The organism is Nocardia transvalensis NBRC 15921 (genome assembly GCF_000308875.1).
GTDB lineage: Bacteria > Actinomycetota > Actinomycetes > Mycobacteriales > Mycobacteriaceae > Nocardia > Nocardia transvalensis.
Genome location: NZ_BAGL01000064.1, coordinates 47,838 through 65,555, shown reverse-complemented (window position 1 = coordinate 65,555; position 17,718 = coordinate 47,838). Strand labels below are relative to the sequence as shown.

Genomic DNA, 17,718 nt, shown 5'->3' with positions numbered 1-17,718 from the left:
GGATCATGACATCGCAGTCGCCGCCGCCCGAACCGCTCGCCGCGCAGCAGCCGGCGTGGGACGGCCATCCGGATATCGAGCCGGTCCGCCGCACCCTGGCGCGGCTGCCGGAACTGGTGCGGCCGTGGGAGATTCACGCACTGCTGCGGGCGCTGGCCCGCGTCGAATCGGGGGCGGCGCTGCTGTTGCACGTCGGGGAGTGCGCCGAGCTGTTCAGCATGGCGGACGCGGTCCACGTGGATCGCCGGCTGCTGCTGTACCGGCGGCTGAGCGACCGGCTCGCCGATCGCACCGGCCGGGAGGTTGTGCTGCTGGCGCGCATGGCCGGCCAGCACGCCAAACCGCGCAGCCTGCCGTACGAGACGCTGCCGGACGGCAGCCGGGTCTCGACGTATCGCGGCGACGCGGTGAACGATCGCGCGGCGTCGTCCGCGGCCCGGATGCCGGTGCCCGCGCGGCTGCTGGAGAGCTACCGCCATTCCCACAGCACGCTCGATCATCTGCGGCGGCACGTGTATCTCGGACGTCCGGTCTTCGTCTCGCACGAGGCGCTGCTGCGCGACTACGAGGCGCCGCTGACCCGTGACCACGGCACGCGCTACGCCACCAGCGCGCACCTGGTCTGGATCGGCGACCGCACGCGCGATCCCGACGATTGGCACGTGCGCTGGGCCGCCTCGATCGGCAATCCGGTCGCGGTGAAGCTCGGGCCCTCGACCGACGAGCGCCGGCTGGCGTCCCTGGCGCGGCTGCTGAACCATCCGGGGCGGCCGGGACGGCTGGGGCTGATCGCGCGCATGGGCATCGGGCGGATCGACCGCCTGCCCGCCCTCGTGCGCGCCGTCCGCGACAGCGGCGCTCCGGCGCTGTGGGTGTGTGATCCCATGCACGGCAACACGATCAAGGCGGGCGCGCGGAAGACGCGGCTGCTCCGCGACATGTGCGACGAGATCACCGCGTTCGTCTCGACCATGCGCGAGGCGGGCGGCCATCCCGGCGGGCTGCATCTCGAGGTCACGCCCGACATGGTCCAGGAATGCCATACCGATCGGCCGCCGGACGCCGCGGCGGGTGCCGAGCCCCCGTGCGACCCGCGCCTGAATCCGGACCAGGCGACCGCGGTCGTCGACCACTTCGCCGACCGGTTCCTGGGCCTGAGCCTGGTGTCGGCCGCCGTATCACGAGGAAGGTAGCCGCCGTGTCCACTTCCGTTCCGACCCCTCCCAGTCTCACCGAGATGCGGGCGGTGATCGCCGATCTGCTCGGCGTCACGGCCGAGGAGGTTCCCCTCGACGCCGATCTGCATGTGCTGGGTGTCACCTCGATCGGCATGCTGCGGCTGGCCAACCGGTGGCGGCGGCTCGGGCTGGAGATCTCCTATGCGGAGCTGGCGTCCGAGCCCACCCTGAACGCCTGGCGCCGCCGGTTGGCGCCGGAGCCCCGGGATGCCTGAGATGACACAGGTATTCGAGGTCGCGGGGCTGAGCGCCGGTGTCGACATCCTGGTCGACCGGTGGGGTATCCCGCACATCTACGCCGCCTCCGTCGACGACGTCTTTCTCACGCAGGGGTTCAATGCGGCCCGCGATCGGCTGTTCCAGATCGATCTGTGGCGGCGGCGGGCGCTGGGCCGGATGTCGGAGGCGTTCGGGGCGGAGTACGTCGATCACGACCGGGCCGCCCGGCTGCTGCTGTACCGGGGCGATATAGAGGCCGAGTGGCGGGCGTACGGCCCGCGCACGCGCGCCGCGGTGGAACGGTTCGCGGCGGGTGTGAACGCCTACCTCGACCTGCTGGACGACCGGCCCGGCCTGCTCCCACCGGAATTCGCGCTCGCCGGATACCGCCCCGCCCGCTGGTCGGCCGAGGACATCGTGCGGCCGCGCACTCATGCGCCGGTCGCCGGCCTGCTCGGACAGCATCACCGGGCCCTGGTCGCCGCCGCGGCCGGTCTCGAGGCCGATCTGCTGCGGCAGCCGCTCGCCCGGGGGCACCGCGCGCGGGCCGGATCGGACAGCGTCCTCGATATCCCCGGCGAGGTCCTGCGGGACTACCTCCTGGCCACGGGACAGCGGCCGAGTTCGGATACCGGCGGCAGCAACTGCTGGGCGGTCGCCGGACATCGGACCACGACGGGACGCCCGATCCTGGCCGCGGATCCGCATCGCGGCTACGGCACGCCGTCCCTGCGCTACATCGCCCATCTCTGTGCGCCGGGACTCGATGTGATCGGCGCGGGCGAGCCGCAGCTGCCGGGAATAGCGCTGGGCCACAACGACTGTGCCGCGTTCGGTTTCACCGTATGCCCGATCGCCACCGAGGATCTGGTGGTCTGCGACCTCGACCGCGAGCCGATCACCACGGTGGTCGAGACCGTGGCGGTCAAAGACGCTCCCCCGCAGCAGGTCTCACTGCGATTCACCGGCCACGGCCCGGTGCTGCACACCGACCCGGACCGTCGGCGCGCGTACGTCCTGCGATCCACCTGGGCGCTGCCGGGCACGGCTCCCTATCTGGGGAGCCTCGACTATCTCACCGCGCGATCGTGGACGGATTTCGACAAGGCCCTCGAATCGTGGCGGCTGCCCGGCGAAACGCATGTCTACGCCGACGTGCACGGCACCATCGCCCGCCGCACGGCCGGACTCGTGCCGCGCCGGCGTGACGACGGCCTGCTCCCGCGCCTCGCCGAGACGGGCGGCTGGGACGACGGATTCCTCGCCCCGGCGGACTTCGCGCAGGCGGTGAGTCCGCCGCAGGGATATGTGGCGACCGCGAACCAGTTCGACGTTCCCGACGATCTGCCGCTGCCCACCTACGAGTGGCCGGACGACGCCCGCTATCGGCGTGTGGTCGAGGTGCTCGGCCGTCCGGGCCGCCACTCCCCCGACGACAGCGCCCGCCTCCAGACCGACCTGCTGTCGGTGGTCGCCCGGGACGTCACGGCCCTGCTGCGATCGCTCACACCACCCGCCGACCCCGATGCCCGGCGCGCGCGGGACCTACTGTGCGCCTGGGACGCGGTCGAATCGGCCGACTCCGCGGCGGCGGCGCTGTTCGAGGTCTGGTACGCCAGGCATCTCGGCCCGGCGATCGTGGCGGACGCCGCCGGACACGTCGCCGTGCCGCTCATCCCCGAACCGCATCCACAGGCGATCGCCGCGTGGCTGCGCGATCATCCGGTCACCGCGGCCCGCGACGATCTGCTCACCGCCACGCTGGGGCGGGCCTGGACCGATCTGTCCGCCCGGCTCGGCGGCGATCCGACGTCCTGGGCGTGGGGCGCGCTGCATCGCAACGCGCAGCCGCATCCGCTTGCGCACCTAAATGATTCGCTGACCACCGGCCCGGTACCGATCGGCGGGTCGGGGTCGACCGTCGCGGCGGCCGCTTACGTTCCACCGGACTGGTCGGCGGTGACGGGCGCGTCGTTCCGGATGGTCGTCGACGTCGGCGCGTGGGACGAGGCGCGATGCGTGACGACACCGGGACAGTCCGGCGACCCGCGCAGCCCGCACTATCGCGACCTGCACGACACCTGGCGCACCGGCGAGTACGTGCCGCTGCTCTATACCCGCGCGGCGGTCGAGCGGCACACCGGCCACCGCATCAGACTCGAACCGAGGTCACAGTCATGACCCAGGCCTTCGCCCTGCCCGAGATGACCGCGCTGTGGACCGACCAGGGCCGCTACGACGCGTGGACGCGGGTGGAGATTCTCGTGACCGAGGCGCAGGCCCTCCTCGGGCACGTGCCGATGGCGGCGTTCGACGAGATCCGCCGCGCCCCGGCGCCGCCCGCCGCCCGGGTCCGCGAATTGATCGCCGAGCGCGACCACGAGACCCTGTCGTTCCTCAGCGCGTTCTGCGAACCGCTCACCGCCGATTCGGCGCGCTGGGTGCATCTCGGCATGACCAGCTACGACCTCGTCGACACCGCCCTCGGCCACACCCTCGCCCGAGCCACCGACCTGTTGCTCGGCCAGGCCCGCCGGCTGCGCCGCAACCTCGCCGACCGCGCGATCGAACACTGGGACACCCTGTGCATGGGCCGTACCCACGGCATCCACGCGGAGCCGACGACATTCGGGCACAAGCTGGCCGGATTCGCCTTCGCGGCCGACCGTTCGATCGGCCGGCTGCTCGCCGCCCGCGCCGCGGTCGCCGTCGGCACCATCTCCGGCGCGGTCGGCACCTACGCGCTGATCGATCCGGCGGTCGAGCAATACGTGTGCGGCAGACTGGGTCTCGCGGTGGAGCAGGCGCCCAGCCAGGTCGTCGCGCGCGACCGGCACGCCGAACTCGCCGCGGCGGTCGCCCTGCTCGGGGCGTGCGTCGAACAGCTCGCGCTGGAGCTGCGGCTGTTGCAGCGCACCGAGATCCGCGAGGTCGAGGAGCGGCGCGGCGCCGCCTACCAGGGGTCGAGCGCCATGCCGCACAAGCGCAATCCCACCGGCAGCGAGCGGCTGTGCGGGCTGGCGCGGCTGCTGCGCGGGCAGGTCGCCCCGATGCTGGAGAACGTCGCACTCTGGCACGAGCGCGACCTCGCGCACGCGGCCGTCGAACGCGTGGCGCTGCCGGAGATCCTCGGCATCGGCCACTATCAGGCCGCGCTCGCCGCCGATCTGGTCGACGGCATCGCCGTCGACGGCGAGCGCATGCGCGCCGGGCTCGACCTGACCCGGGGCACGATCTACAGCTCCGCTGTGCTCGCGGACCTGCTGCGGCAGGGCACCGAGCGCGAGCAGGCCTATCGCACGGTGCAGGCCGCGGCCGACCGGGCCGCGGCGAACGGCATCGACTTCCGCACCGCGCTCGCCGACAGCGGTGTCGAGGTCGCCGCCGAGACGCTGCGGCCCGACCAGTTCCCGATCGATCACGAGATCGTCCTGCATCGCCTGCAGGAGCTCGACCTCACCGCGTGAGCACGTCCACGCAGAACCAGGAGCCGAAGACGCATGACCACCACCACCGCGGCCGCCACCGACTGGCACCGGGCCGCCACTTTGACCGGCACGCGGGTGTCGCTCGAGCCGCTCACCGCCGAGCACGCGCCCGACCTGCTGGCCATCGCCGACGACCAGGTCTTCCGGCACCTGTCGATCCCCCGGCCCCGCGACCGCGACGAGGCCGACGCCATGGTGCGGTCGATCCTCGACAGCCGCGCGGCGGGCAGCCGGGTCTGCTGGATCCTGCGCGATATCCGCGAGGGCCGGCCCGGGCCGGTCGCGGGCACCACCTCCTACTACGAGATCAGTCCCGGAAACCGCTGTGTCGCCATCGGATTCACGTGGCTTGGGCGGCAGTGGTGGCGCACGGGGCTGAATCTCGAGTCGAAGGCGCTGCTGCTGCGGCGCGCGTTCGACGACCTCGGCGCCGTCCGCGTCGTCTGGCACACCGATATTCGCAACATCCGCGCCCAGCGCGCGATCGAATCCCTCGGCGCCGAGCGGGAAGGGTTGCTGCGCAAGCACAAACGACGCCCCGACGGCAGCTGGCGCGACACCGTGCAGTACGCCATGATCGACGACGACTGGCCCGCGGTCGCCGCCGACCTCACCCGGCGGCTGGGGTGGTGACCATGGGCGTGCCCACGATCCGGCCCTATCCGCTCCCGGGACACGACGAGATCCCCGCCAATACGGTCGAGTGGCGGCTCGAACCCGAGCGCTGCGCCCTGCTGATCCACGATATGCAGCGGTATTTCCTCGCCCCGTTCGCGGACGCGGACCTGCGGTCGACGCTGGTCGAGCGGATCGAATCCGTGCGGAAACAGTGCCAGGCACAGGGCATTCCGGTGATCTTCACCGCGCAGCCGCAATTACAGAGCCGCACCGAACGCGGGCTGCTGTTCGACTTCTGGGGCGCGGGACCGGACCGGCACACCGATATTCCCGAGGGCCTCGATATCGAGGGCGCCGTCGTGCTGACCAAGCGCCGCTACAGCGCCTTCCACGGCACGCGGCTGCTGGAGATCCTGCGCGCGGACGGCCGCGAACAGCTGCTGGTGTGCGGGGTGTACGCCCATATCGGCTGCCTCGCAACGGTTCTCGACGCCTTCATGAACGACATTCAGCCGTTCGCCATCGCGGACGCCATGGGTGACTTCTCCCTCGACCACCATCTGTTCGCGTTGCGGCACATCGCCACCCGGTGCGGCGTGGTCACCACCGCGGGCGAGGTCGGCCTCGCGCTGGAGCCGGCGGCGTGACCACCGGCATCGACACCCTGGGCCTCGCGGGCAGGGTCGCCCTGGTGACCGGCGCGGCGCGCGGCATCGGCGCCGCCGTCGCGGACCGGCTGAGCGAACAGGGCGCCGTGGTGGCGGCCGTGGACCGGGACGGGGCGGCGCTGGCCGATACCGTCGGTAAGCTGCGAGCGGACGGGCGCGGCGCGCACTGCTATCCCGCCGACGTGGCGGACCGGGAGGCGGTCGAAACACTCTGCCGCCGTGTCGAATCCGAGCTGGGTCCGGTGCATGCCCTGGTGAGTGTCGCCGGGACGCTGCGGGTCGCGTCGGTCGCCGATCTCTCCGATGCCGACTGGTCGGCGACGTTCGCGGTGAATACGGCCGCGGTCTTCCACCTGGGCCGGTACGCCGCGCGCACCATGAAGCCGCGCCGTGCGGGCGTATTCGTCACCGTGGGGTCGAATGCCGCCGAGGTGCCGCGCGTCGGGATGGCGGCGTACGCGGCGTCGAAGGCGGCGGCCACGCAGTTCACCAAATGCCTCGGCCTGGAGCTCGCGCCGTACGGCATCCGCTGCAATGTCGTCTCGCCCGGTTCGACGAACACCGAGATGCAGCGCACCCTGTGGTCCGGCGCCGACGGCTACGCCCGGACGGTCGCCGGCGATCCGGGCGCCTTCCGCACCGGGATCCCGCTGGGGCGGCTCGCCGAGCCCGATGATGTGGCGCACCTGGTCACCTTCCTGGCCTCCGCGCACGCGAGGCACATCACCATGCAGAACATCTACGTCGACGGCGGCGCATCGCTGCGATGACCGCGGCGCGAGGAGACCGGTTATGACCATCGACACGACGCGGTGCGCGGACAGCGCGCTCCCGCAGTGGATTTCGGATATCGAGGCGAGCGAGTTCTTCCTCACTACGCCGCGCGGGACGCTGCTCGCCGCGGATCCGGTGCACGAGATCGACGCCTCGGGCCACACCCGCCTGGCCGATCTCGCTCGCGCCGCGCACCGGCTGCTGACCACCCGGGCCGTGTCGCCGCGACCGCTGCTGGTCGGGGCCGTGCCGTTCGGCGACGTAGCCGGTGCGCGGCTGGCGATCGCGGCGAGCGTCCGGTGGGAGCGGTCGTCGGTGCTACCGAAAGATGCTCTGCCCGCGCCTGTCTCGGGAGTCGAGCGCGCCGAGTCGACACCCGGCCCCGTGGCCTATGCCGACGGGGTGCGCACGGTGGTGGAGCGGATCGCACGCACCGATCTCCGCAAGGTGGTGCTCGCGCGGGCCCTCGATATCGGCACGCGCACAACGATTCCGGTCGCCGCCCTGGCTCTGCGTGCGGCACAGGGCAATCCGGACGCCTACGTCTTCGCGACGAAACTCGCGCCGCCCGGCCGCGCCGTGCGGCCCACCCTGATCGGGGCCAGCCCAGAGCTGGTGATCCGGAAGACCGGTCCGGAGGTGGTCACCAATCCGCTGGCGGGGTCCGCGAGCCGCAGCGCCGACCCGGCGGAGGATCGCCGCCGGGCCCGGGCGCTGCGGCGTTCGGCCAAGGATCTGCACGAGCACCGCATCGTCATCGAGGCGGTCGCCGACGCGCTGCGCCCCTACTGCGCCGAACTGCGGGTGCCCGAGCCGGAACTCGTTCGCACCCGGACCATGTGGCATCTGTCGACTCCGATTCAGGGAACGCTCGCGGACCCCGGCGTGAGTTCGCTGGAGCTGGCCGCCGCATTGCATCCGACGCCGGCCGTGTGCGGCACGCCGACCGGCGCGGCGCGGGAACTCCTCGCCGAGATCGAGGGCTTCGACCGCCGCTTCTACGCCGGGCTGACCGGCTGGATGGACGCCGCGGGCGACGGCGAATGGATCCTCTCGCTGCGCTGCGCCGAGGTCACCGGCGCCGGTGCCCGGCTGTACGCGGGCGCGGGGATCGTCGCGGGTTCCGACCCCGGCCTGGAACTGGCCGAGACCTCGGGCAAACTGCGGACACTGCTGTCGGTGTTCGGCCTCGAGGATCTCGAAACACGCTGTACCGCTGACGTTTCCGATACCCTGGAGAGATCACGATGACCGCATCGACCTCGGCGCGCGCCGCCTCCCCCGACGGGTTCACCGCGTGGCCCGGCGACGTCGCGGCGCGGTATCGCCGGGCCGGGTGGTGGAACGGCGCCACGTTCGGCGGCATGCTCACCGAATGCGCCGCGCGCCATGCCGACCGGATCGCGCTGCGCGACGCGGTGAGCACGTGGACCTACGCCCGCCTCGACCAGCAGGCGCATCGGCTCGCGGCCGGGTTGCACGGGCTGGGTGTCCGGCGCGGCGACCGCGTGATCGTGCAGCTGCCGAACGTCGGGGAATTCGCCGTCGTATGCTTCGCGCTGTTCCGGATCGGCGCGCTGCCGGTCCTCGCCCAGCCCGCCCACCGCGAGCGCGAGATCGAGCACATCTGCCGGGTGAGCGAGGCCGCGGCGTATATCGTCGCGGACCGGCATCTGGGCTTCGACTATCGCGGGCTGGGCGAACGGATCCTGGCCGCGTGCCCGAGTCTGCGGCATCTGATCGTGCACGGCGACGCGGGTGGGCATGTGGCGCTGGCGGATCTGTATCCGGACCCGATACCGCTGGGCGACGCCGACCCCGGCGATATGGCGCTGCTGCAACTGTCGGGCGGGACGACCTCCGTGCCGAAGCTGATTCCCCGCACGCACGACGACTACGCCTACAGCGTGCGCGCGAGCCTCGAGGTGTGCCCGATGGGTCCGGGCGACGTGTACCTCGGCGTGCTGCCGGTGGCGCACAACTTCCCGCTCAGCTCGCCGGGCATTCTCGGCGCGCTGGCGGCGGGGGCGACGGTCGCGCTGGCGCCGACGCCCGATGTGGACGAGGCGTTCGCGCTGATCGAGAAGCAGCGGGTCACCGTCGCCGCGCTGGTGCCCACGTTGGCGATGCTCTGGCTCGAGGAGGCCGAGTACACGGCGTACGACCTGTCGAGCCTGCGCGTGCTGCAGGTCGGCGGCTCGCGGTTCAAACCCTCGGCCGCTGCGCGGGTCCGCCCCGTTCTCGGGTGCACGCTGCAACAGGTGTTCGGCATGGCGGAGGGGCTGGTGAACTACACCCGCCTGGACGATCCCGACGACATCGTCACCGAGACCCAGGGCCGGCCCATGTCACCCGGAGACGAGGTCCGGGTGGTCGACGACGAGGACCGGCCCGTGCCCGACGGCGCCCCCGGCCATCTCCTCACCCGCGGCCCGTACACGATTCGCGGCTATTACCGTGCCCCCGAACACAATTCACGCTCCTTCACCGCCGACGGCTTCTACCGTACCGGCGATATCGTCCGCCGCCTGCCCTCCGGAGACCTGATCGTCGTCGACCGCGCCAAGGACGTCGTGAACCGCGCCGGCGAAAAGGTCCCGACCGAGGAGGTCGAGGAACACCTGCTCCTCCACCCGGCCGTCCGCGACGCCGCCGTGGTCGCCGCCCCCGACGACCTCCTGGGCGAACGCGTCTGCGCCTTCATCGTCCCCGAATCCGACCCCCCGTCCCGCACCGACCTCCGCACCTTCCTCCACCACCGCGGCCTGGCCCCCCACAAACTCCCCGACCAGGTAGAACCCATCACCACCCTCCCCCTCACAGCCGTGGGAAAGGTCGACAAGAAGGCCCTACGCACCCGCCTCACCGCCCCACCACCCTGACTCCACTACACCGAACGCACACCCACCTCCGCACCCCGCACCGAACTCTCACTTGCCGCCACACCACACACCGAATCCCCAGTTGCCACCACACCACGCTCGGAATCTCCACGTACCGCTGGACCCCGCGCGAAAGCCCCGCCTGCCTCCGCGCCGCGCGCCGAACCCTCTCCTGCCTCCGCGCCGCGCGGCGAACCCTCTCTTGTTTCCGCGCCGCGCGGCGAACCCCCTCCTGCCTCCACGCCGCGCGGCGAACCCCCTCTTGTTTCCGGCATGCTTTCGGCCGGAAACCACAGGCGCACAACAGACCACACCGTCGCACACACCAACAGCCCGTTGCGCAACACCAGAACCGTGACACCGATCCAACTTCCGGACGCCACCCGGTCGTATACGAACGGGAATTCGATCTGGCTCAGCAGCGCCGTCGCCAGCACCAGGCGCACGACCGGGCGCTGTGTGGTGTGCGCGTCGAGTGCGCAGACCGCGGCCAGCGCCACCGCCCACACCACGTACTGCGGGCTGAGCACCCGGCTGGTCACCAGGGCGAGCAATGCCGCCGCCAGGGCGAGATCCGCGGCCGGCGGCCGCCTGCGCCACCAGGCCAGCAACAGGATCGCCCCACCCGCCACCATGGCGACCACACATCCGCGGGCGGCGGCCGACACTCCGGGCCCCAGCAGCTCCTCGGCCCCGTACCGATGCGTAATGGTCCAGCCGCCGTTCAGCAGCCGCGCGATCAGAAACGGTGTGGCCGCGGCGGATTCGATCTGCAACCCGCGCTCGGACTGGAACCGCAGGAACGACCACGCGCCCGGCCCCACCGCCGTCAGCGCGGCGGCCGCCACGAGACCGAACGCGGCCGCCGCCGCACTCACATGCCACAGCGCCCGCCGCCGCAGCCCCAGCAACACCACCACCGGCCACAGCTTCAGCAACGCGCCCACGGCCACCGCCGCACCGGCCGCGATCGGCCGCGCCGACACCCACAGCAACGCCGCGACCGCGGTGGCCGCCACGATCAGATCGATCCGGCCGTAACAGACCCGCCCCAGCAGCGCGACCCCGATCGTCCACACCCACGGCGCGGCCCAGGCGCCCGGATGCCCCTTCCGCCCCGCGGCCCGAATCAGCAACGCCAGCACCGCCGCATCCGCCGCCGCGACCATCCCGTAGAAGAACCAGTGATACCCGTACCCGCCACCGAGCAACCACGGCGCCACCACCAGCCCCGCCGTCCCCGGCGGATACTGCCACCGCTCATCCTGCAGCGGAAAGGCCCCCTGCCCCACGATCAACTCCGCCCACTCCCGATACAACCCCACATCCGCCGCCACCCCGTCCCACACACTGTGCGGCAACGCCGTAACCCCGGTAAAAACCACCATCACCACCCGAGTAACAACCCAAACCAGCCAAACCCGTTGCGGCTGAGTAGAACACGTCATCTGGCCCACCACGGCTTGTCGGTCGGGTAATCATCGAAATCGTCCGGCCAATCGCTCGGGCCGACGACATCGTCGCCCGCCCTCGGACGCGGCGCCGGTGGCGGCGGCGGCGCGGAATCCCAGCGCCAGACGAAGTGGGGAGAGCCCTTCAAACCCGCGACCTCCGGCGGCACCGGTCGGGCGAGCCGTTCGATATCGCGCCATTCACAGTCCCCCGCGCGGACACGCTCGGCGTAGGCCCGCAGTTCGGGCGACGCCGCGTCGGCCGCCGCGAGATTCGACATGAACTCGTCGTCGACCACGGTCGGTTCGTGCAGGATCTCGGAAACGTCGAGGTTCTCCAGCCGAATCCGCGCGGTACGCAGGTCGTCGACGGCACCCATGACCTCGCGAACCAGCGCCTCGACCGTCGGGTCCAGGTTCGGCTCGCGCATGCTGCCCCACTGTGGTGTCATCCGTTGTCCCAGGGTCGATTCCCGGCTCCGACGTCATAGCCGGTCCCGGGCGCGTTCAATGTCTGATTCACTTGGGCGATCTGAGCCAGGTCCGTCGTGACCGCGACCTTCTTCGATGCCTTCTCCAGCGATTCGGTGAACGGCGCGATGGTCTCGTCCAGCTTCTGCTGCGCCTTGTCCTTGAGCTGGCCCATCGGATCCTTGAAGAAATCGGTGAGCTTCTTGATCTTGTCGACCAGCGTCTGGATCTTCTTCACGAGCTGAATTGCGTTGTCGATGATGACGAACAGTTTGCGGCCCAGATCCACGACCTCCGCGATCTGACCCACGACCGGGATCTTCTTGCCGATCGTCTTGAATATGCCTTTGACGCTCGTGAAGTCGATCTGATCGTTCAGAATGTCCCACAGTTTCTGCAGGATCGTCTTGACCGCCGCCCTGATCTCGTCGGCGACCACTCCGAACACATCGCCCAGAACTCGGCCGACAGGGCCTTCCCATTTCATGGCGGCAATCTGCCGGTTGCCCCAATCGTTGAACGATATAGCGGCCCTTCCGTCCCACGCGGAATCGACGCGCTTCAGCCCGGATTCGAGGTTCTTGCCACAGGCCTCGAGCGCGTTGCCGACCACTTTGAACGCCTCGCCGATTCGCCTGAACTCGTTCCAGTTGCCCGGAATGGGTTCCAGGCATTTGCCGAGGGGATCGATTTCGTTGCCAGCCGTCCGGGTAATACTCTTGACGGTCTCGTTCAAATCCCCGAGGACAGGAGCGACCTCCGCGATCAGCGCCGCCGTATCTTCCTTGTTGACCTGTGGCTTCTCGAGCTTGAACTCTTCGGGCTTGGGGTAGGTGACGGGCGACGTGAATGCCTCGGTGGCGCCTTGCGCTTCGACGTCGGCGCCGGTGGTGTTGGGCTGTCCCGGCCCCACCGGACCGAGAAAAGTGTGATTGTTCAGGGCCGCGTAGTTCTTCTGGTCCTGGTCGGCGTACATCCACGCCGCTTTGTTCAGCTCCACACCGGTTGCGCTGGTGGTGGTTCCGAGGTCGCCGATACGCTCCTTGGTGGCCGAGGCCATCTCCCGGATGGGAGTCACCACCTGGTCGATGATGGGTCCGTGCAGCCAGTCGGCGGGCTGGCCGTCCTGCCCGATGAAGGTGGCGGCCTTGGTGGCGTCGTCCCCTATATCGGAGAGCAGTTTACTGAGCCCGGCTATCTCGCCGGGGATCGCTTTCAGATTTTCAACCATATCGGGAGCCCCCCTCGCTTTATTCGGTTCTCTTTATCGATCGAGCGGTCGCATCGATATCGGCATCGGTCAAGGACCGTACCGGACCGATTGCGTGCTCGATCATGAAGACCGCCACTTCGGCCGAGGAATACGCCGGTACGGCGACGATGTCGAATCCGGCTTCGGTGGCGTCACAAGAATGCTTACGTGGAATTCCGGAGATCTTCGCGCTGTAGCGCACCGCGGTACGGTCGGCTATCTGCCAGCGCGTGGGCTCGCCGACCGTAACGGTGGCTTTCCGGCCGGTCGCGGAATCGGAGAATATCTGCTCGGCCTTGCCGATCTCTTCGCGGGCCGCCGTATCGACATCGAGCCCGTTGCGGCCCCGGACACCCACGTTGGCCAGTGCGGAACCATCGGTCTCCGGACAATAGCCGTACCCGTAATCGCTCACGGAGCCGTACATCACGATCGTCCTGTTGGTGACCTCGTCGGTCCAGCCCGCGACCATGTCATTACTCGGCCGCCACGCGCCTTCGGCGGGCACGGTGTAGGTCAGTCCGTAGCGGGTGGGAATGACGTGTGGAACACCCTTCGGCACGTCGATCATCGGCGGAGGACGTTCCATCGACGGGAATCCGGACGGCAGCGGAGGATCCGGCGAACCCGAAATCCCGGGGGGCGCATGCCACACCGGCGGGGCCTGATCGTGGGCGGTGGATCCCCGCTGGTGCGGATTGTGGACCCACATGACGAGCGTGACGATGACGAAGACCACAACCGGCAGGATCGCGGCCTTGCCGAGTCGTACCACGGTATCGCGAGAACGAAAGTTTTCGATGAAGCGCAACAGCCGTCCCGCTACTTCTCGCCCAAGGCTGTCGTGAAAATTTCGGCCAGCACACGAATCTGGTCACAGGGTGCCGGGACCGCCACCGGTCCCGGAAAGACCGTCAGTGAGACATTGAACGTCCCGTCCGGTGACGCCACCGCTGCCGAGCACATTCCGGGCAGCGACGGGGTTCGGTACAGCACAGCCTCGCGGCCTCGGATCGGGTCGGAGTTGAAGACCTCGCGCATATCGTTCGTGCGGATCTCATCGAGGGTCGTGTTGCTCGACGAGACGGAGGTACTTCCGGAGATGACCTTCTCTCCGTTGTTGGTCGTGGTGCGGTTGAAATCGCAGCCGACCGTGATCAGGAGATCTGTGACCATGTCGCCGACGCTGCGTTCGCGGGTCGACGGGTTGAATCCCGCCTGCGTCACCAGGTCGTCGCCGACCTCGACGCAGGGATCGAACCGCACAGGTCTCTTGGCCGCCCCCTGGTCCTGCGGGGGCGGAACCGACACCGCCATCGATGCTTTCGGAGCAGCGGATGGCGTGGACGACGTTCCGGGAGCCGGCGCATCGTCGGAGCTGTCGCTCGAACAGCCTGCCAGTGCCGCGACCGCCACCAACGCGCAGGTAACCGTGAAGACTCGTCCCATGGGTGCAGTACTCCCCTCTCGTGCACGCCGGCAGACCGCGGGAGCATAACAAACCGGTCATACCTCTTCCTCGGGGCGACCGAATCGCAAGGTGACGAGTTGGAAGGGGCGGAGGTGGAGGCGGAGGCCGGGGCCCTCTCGGGTGACGCCGGTGGTGGCGGGGAGGTGGCGTTCGAGGAGGTCGCAGACGGCGAAGCCGGAGACGGGGAAGCGGGGGGTGACCAGGGCCGAGGCGCGGCCGCCGTGTGCTTCGTAGACTCGCAGGACGACGTCGCCGGTGCCGTCGTCGGCGAGTTTGACCGCGCTGGTCACCACGGCGTCGTTGTCGACGGTGAACAGCGGCTCGACGGCGGCGGCGACGCCGGTCGGTCGCGGGGGGAGGTTCACGCGGTAGCCCTCGCGGACGGCGTCACCGATCTCGGCGCCGGGGATCAGGGCGTGGCGGAAGCGGTGGGGGCCGTGGTCGGTTTCCGGATCCGGGAAGCGGGGAGCGCGCAGCAGGGAGGCCCGGACGGTCGTCGTGGTCCCGCCGTCGTCGCGGACCGTGCGGGTGACGTCATGGCCGTAGGTGGAGTCGTTGACCAGCGCCACCCCCCAGCCGGGCTCGGCGATATGGACGAAGCGGTGGTTGCAGGCCTCGAACTTCGCGTACTCCCAGCTGGTGTTGGTGTGCGTCGGGCGGAACAGGTGCCCGAACTGGGTCTCCGACGCGTAGCGGTCCGCGTGAATGTCCAGGGGGAACGCCAGTTTCAGGAATTTCTCGGTCTCGTGCCAGTCGACGCCGGTATCGATGTCGAGGCGCTTCTCCCCCGCCCGCAGCGTGAGCGTCTGCTCGATAGTGGAGGATCCGAACGAACGGCCGATGCGCACCACGCCCGCGCCCGCCGAGTCCTCTTCCGCCACAACGAACTCCGCGTCGGTGAGGTCGGTGACCCGGTTGCGGTAGAACACGTCGACATCCCACGCGTCCCAGGCGTTCGGCAGATCCTGGTGCAGCTGCGGAAGATTCGCCGTGCCGCCCGGCGGCAGGGTCTCGCGCCCACTGGCGAGATCGACCACCGACACCACCAGCCCGTGCGCGTCCACCTCCACCCGCAGCAGGCCGTTGTCCAGGACCACCGCGCCGTCCGCGCCTTCGCTCAGCGAACACGCCGCTCCCGTCTGCACGGGGCCCGCGCCGCCGGCCGGAATCGAACCCTGTTCGTGCGGCGTGGAATTGAAGACGTTGGGCCCCGTCTCCTCACCGCCGAGCGTCCACTGCGCCCGCTCGATCATCGCCGTCAGTTCCTCGGTGACCGCCGCGTACGTGCGTTCCGCCTCGCGGTGCACCCAGGCGATCGACGAACCGGGCAGGATGTCGTGGAACTGGTGCAGCAGCACCGTCTTCCAGAGCCGGTCCAGCTCCTCGTACGGGTAGTCGGCGCCGGTGCGCACCGCCGCGGTGGCGGCCCACAGCTCGGCCTCCCGCAGCAGGTGCTCGCTGCGCCGGTTGCCCTGTTTGGTCCGCGCCTGGCTGGTGAGCGTGCCGCGGTGCAATTCGAGATACAGCTCGCCCACCCACACCGGCGGATTCTCGTACTCGGCCTCCGCACGGGCGAAGAAGTCGGCGGGCTTGTCCCACAGCACCTTCGGCGAACCCTCGAGGTTGCGCATCCGCGCGGCCTTGGCGATCATCTCCCGCGTCGTCCCGCCCCCGCCGTCGCCCCACCCGGTCGGCGCCAGCGACATCGACGCGCGGCCCTTCTCCTTGAAATTCCGTGCCGCGTGCGCGATCTCGCTGCCGCGCATGGAACAGTTGTAGGTGTCGACCGGCGGGAAGTGGGTGAAGATCCGGGTGCCGTCGATCCCCTCCCACAGGAACGTGTGATGCGGAAACTGGTTGATCGCACTCCAGGAGATCTTCTGCGTCAGCAGCCATTTCGATCCGGCGGCACGGATGATCTGCGGCAGCCCGGCGGCGAACCCGAACGTATCCGGCAGCCACGCCTCCTCGTTGTCGATGCCGAACTCCGCCAGGAAGAATCGCTTGCCGTGCACGAATTGCCGCGCCATCGCCTCGGAGCCCGGCATATTCGTATCCGACTCCACCCACATGCCGCCGGCCGGGACGAATCGCCCCTCCGCCACCGCCTGTTTCACCCGGTCGTAGACCTCGGGCCGGTGCTGTTTGAGGAAATCGTATTGTGCGGCTTGGGACATCGTGTAGACGAATTCGGGTTCGTCGGCCAGTAGCGCGGTCATATTCGCGGTCGTGCGCGCGACCTTGCGCACCGTTTCCCGCAGCGGCCACAGCCAGGCCGTATCGATGTGCGCGTGGCCGACCGCCGAGATCGTATGCGCGGACGGGATCGCCGGGCGGGACAGCGCCTCGGCCAGGCATTCGCGTGCCGCGGCGGCCGTGGCGTTCACGTCCTGCAGGTCGAGAGCGTCCAGGGCGCGGTCGAGGGCGCGCACGATGTCGAAGCGGCGGGCGGGCTCCTCCGGCATCTCGTGCATCAGCTCGCCCAGCACCTCGAGATCCTGCACCAGCTGCCAGACCTCGTCGTCGAAGATCGCGAGATCCATGCGGCCCAGCCGGTACAGGGGCGCGTCACCGGCGGTGATCGTATCGCCCAGGGTGGTCGGCGAGAAGAGCGAGAACATCGGATTCGACGCCGCCTCGACGTGCAGCAGCACCCGTTCGCCGCCCACCGCCGGCGATCCCACCCGCACCCACTGGTTGCGCGGGTGCAGACCCTTCACCGGCGATCCGTCCGGCCGGTAGACCAGCCCCTCGCACTGGAAACCCGTACTGCCGGCATCGAATCCGAGGTCGATGATCGCCTCGACGGTCCGCCCCGCCCACGCCGCGGGCACCGTCCCCTCGACCGTCAGCCAGCTCGTGCCCCACGGCGCGCCCCACGCGGCGCCGGGCTCGATCGGCGTGCGCGGCGCGGTCAGCCCCTCGGCGACCGGGACCGGTTCGCCGGGCGCGGTCCAGAGGGAGGCCCGCAGCGGGACGGACTCCGGATAGATCGCCGGGACGATGCGTTCGGTGAGGACCCGGCCGAGGCGTTCTTCGACCAGCCGGCGGTCGTCGTGCATAGCTGTCGCTCCCATCAGAATCCGGGACATGACCCGGTATTCACGTGTGGCGGTTGGGCGTTGGCTGCGGAGGAAGCTTACTGGTGCGCCATTCCACGGTAGCGACGCCGACGCGAAGCCGCCG

15 protein-coding genes are annotated in these 17,718 nt (G+C 69.9%); 9 read left to right on the top strand and 6 right to left on the bottom strand.

The annotated features are described in order from the left end of the window. Nucleotides 1–5 precede the first annotated feature (5 nt). The 9 genes from ON41_RS23465 to ON41_RS23425 are packed head-to-tail and all read left to right on the top strand — an operon-like array spanning nt 6 to nt 9,887. Nucleotides 6–1,193: a 3-deoxy-7-phosphoheptulonate synthase gene (locus ON41_RS23465; RefSeq protein ID WP_051162289.1), complete on the top strand. Its 1,188-nt coding sequence runs from the start codon at nt 6–8 to the stop codon at nt 1,191–1,193. A gap of 5 nt (nt 1,194–1,198) precedes the next feature. Next, nucleotides 1,199–1,453 carry a phosphopantetheine-binding protein gene (locus tag ON41_RS23460; RefSeq protein WP_040749892.1) on the top strand — a complete coding sequence of 85 codons (255 nt, stop codon included), beginning with the start codon at nt 1,199–1,201 and terminating at the stop codon, nt 1,451–1,453. Nucleotide 1,454: 1 nt separating this feature from the next. Further along, on the top strand, nt 1,455–3,638 hold the full coding sequence (locus tag ON41_RS23455) for a penicillin acylase family protein (protein WP_040749891.1): 2,184 nt from the start codon (nt 1,455–1,457) through the stop codon (nt 3,636–3,638). Continuing rightward, nucleotides 3,635–4,924, top strand: a complete 1,290-nt coding sequence (gene purB, locus ON41_RS23450) for an adenylosuccinate lyase (protein ID WP_040749890.1) — start codon at nt 3,635–3,637, stop codon at nt 4,922–4,924. Before ON41_RS23455 ends, purB begins: the two co-directional genes overlap by 4 nt. A gap of 33 nt (nt 4,925–4,957) precedes the next feature. Continuing rightward, nucleotides 4,958–5,578, top strand: a complete 621-nt coding sequence (locus ON41_RS23445) for a GNAT family N-acetyltransferase (protein ID WP_040749889.1) — start codon at nt 4,958–4,960, stop codon at nt 5,576–5,578. 2 nt (nt 5,579–5,580) lie between these two features. After that, nucleotides 5,581–6,210, top strand: a complete 630-nt coding sequence (locus tag ON41_RS23440; protein WP_040749888.1) for an isochorismatase family protein — start codon at nt 5,581–5,583, stop codon at nt 6,208–6,210. Next, the gene (locus ON41_RS23435; RefSeq protein WP_246829592.1) at nt 6,207–7,001 is read left to right on the top strand and encodes a 2,3-dihydro-2,3-dihydroxybenzoate dehydrogenase; all 795 of its coding nucleotides are present in this window, start codon (nt 6,207–6,209) and stop codon (nt 6,999–7,001) included. Before ON41_RS23440 ends, ON41_RS23435 begins: the two co-directional genes overlap by 4 nt. 22 nt (nt 7,002–7,023) lie before the next feature. Continuing rightward, complete coding sequence (locus tag ON41_RS23430; RefSeq protein WP_051162285.1) at nt 7,024–8,256, top strand: isochorismate synthase; 1,233 nt, start codon at nt 7,024–7,026, stop codon at nt 8,254–8,256. Then, nucleotides 8,253–9,887, top strand: coding sequence for a (2,3-dihydroxybenzoyl)adenylate synthase (locus tag ON41_RS23425; RefSeq protein WP_040749887.1), 1,635 nt, complete (start codon nt 8,253–8,255; stop codon nt 9,885–9,887). The genes ON41_RS23430 and ON41_RS23425 overlap by 4 nt, the downstream gene beginning before the upstream one ends. 5 nt (nt 9,888–9,892) lie before the next feature. Here ON41_RS23425 and ON41_RS23420 read toward each other — a convergent pair whose 3' ends face one another. The 6 genes from ON41_RS23420 to ON41_RS23395 all read right to left on the bottom strand — a co-directional run bounded on the left by ON41_RS23420 (nt 9,893) and on the right by ON41_RS23395 (nt 17,594). After that, nucleotides 9,893–11,248, bottom strand: a complete 1,356-nt coding sequence (locus ON41_RS23420; protein WP_157185599.1) for a glycosyltransferase 87 family protein — start codon at nt 11,246–11,248, stop codon at nt 9,893–9,895. A gap of 83 nt (nt 11,249–11,331) precedes the next feature. Continuing rightward, nucleotides 11,332–11,769, bottom strand: a complete 438-nt coding sequence (locus ON41_RS23415; protein WP_040749886.1) for a hypothetical protein — start codon at nt 11,767–11,769, stop codon at nt 11,332–11,334. Between the two features lie 17 nt (nt 11,770–11,786). Further along, entirely contained in the window at nt 11,787–13,040 is a 1,254-nt protein-coding gene (locus tag ON41_RS23410; protein ID WP_040749885.1) for a hypothetical protein, read from the bottom strand. 19 nt (nt 13,041–13,059) lie between these two features. Then, nucleotides 13,060–13,872 carry a DUF8017 domain-containing protein gene (locus ON41_RS40565; protein WP_157185598.1) on the bottom strand — a complete coding sequence of 271 codons (813 nt, stop codon included), beginning with the start codon at nt 13,870–13,872 and terminating at the stop codon, nt 13,060–13,062. A gap of 11 nt (nt 13,873–13,883) precedes the next feature. After that, complete coding sequence (locus tag ON41_RS23400) at nt 13,884–14,477, bottom strand: DUF3558 domain-containing protein (protein WP_246829595.1); 594 nt, start codon at nt 14,475–14,477, stop codon at nt 13,884–13,886. A 90-nt stretch (nt 14,478–14,567) separates the two neighbouring features. Further along, nucleotides 14,568–17,594, bottom strand: a complete 3,027-nt coding sequence (locus ON41_RS23395; RefSeq protein ID WP_040749883.1) for an alpha-mannosidase — start codon at nt 17,592–17,594, stop codon at nt 14,568–14,570. Nucleotides 17,595–17,718 lie beyond the last annotated feature (124 nt).

Excerpts from the sequence above, each read along its gene's own strand:
- ON41_RS23445 (WP_040749889.1), top strand. The coding sequence starts at position 4,958 with ATGACCACCACCACCGCGGCCGCCACCGACTGGCACCGGGCCGCCACT.
- ON41_RS23430 (WP_051162285.1), top strand. The coding sequence starts at position 7,024 with ATGACCATCGACACGACGCGGTGCGCGGACAGCGCGCTCCCGCAGTGG.
- ON41_RS23455 (WP_040749891.1), top strand. The coding sequence starts at position 1,455 with ATGACACAGGTATTCGAGGTCGCGGGGCTGAGCGCCGGTGTCGACATC.
- ON41_RS23440 (WP_040749888.1), top strand. The coding sequence starts at position 5,581 with ATGGGCGTGCCCACGATCCGGCCCTATCCGCTCCCGGGACACGACGAG.
- ON41_RS23415 (WP_040749886.1), bottom strand. The coding sequence starts at position 11,769 with ATGCGCGAGCCGAACCTGGACCCGACGGTCGAGGCGCTGGTTCGCGAG.
- ON41_RS23410 (WP_040749885.1), bottom strand. The coding sequence starts at position 13,040 with ATGGTTGAAAATCTGAAAGCGATCCCCGGCGAGATAGCCGGGCTCAGT.
- ON41_RS23425 (WP_040749887.1), top strand. The coding sequence starts at position 8,253 with ATGACCGCATCGACCTCGGCGCGCGCCGCCTCCCCCGACGGGTTCACC.
- purB (WP_040749890.1), top strand. The coding sequence starts at position 3,635 with ATGACCCAGGCCTTCGCCCTGCCCGAGATGACCGCGCTGTGGACCGAC.
- ON41_RS23465 (WP_051162289.1), top strand. The coding sequence starts at position 6 with ATGACATCGCAGTCGCCGCCGCCCGAACCGCTCGCCGCGCAGCAGCCG.
- ON41_RS23395 (WP_040749883.1), bottom strand. The coding sequence starts at position 17,594 with ATGCACGACGACCGCCGGCTGGTCGAAGAACGCCTCGGCCGGGTCCTC.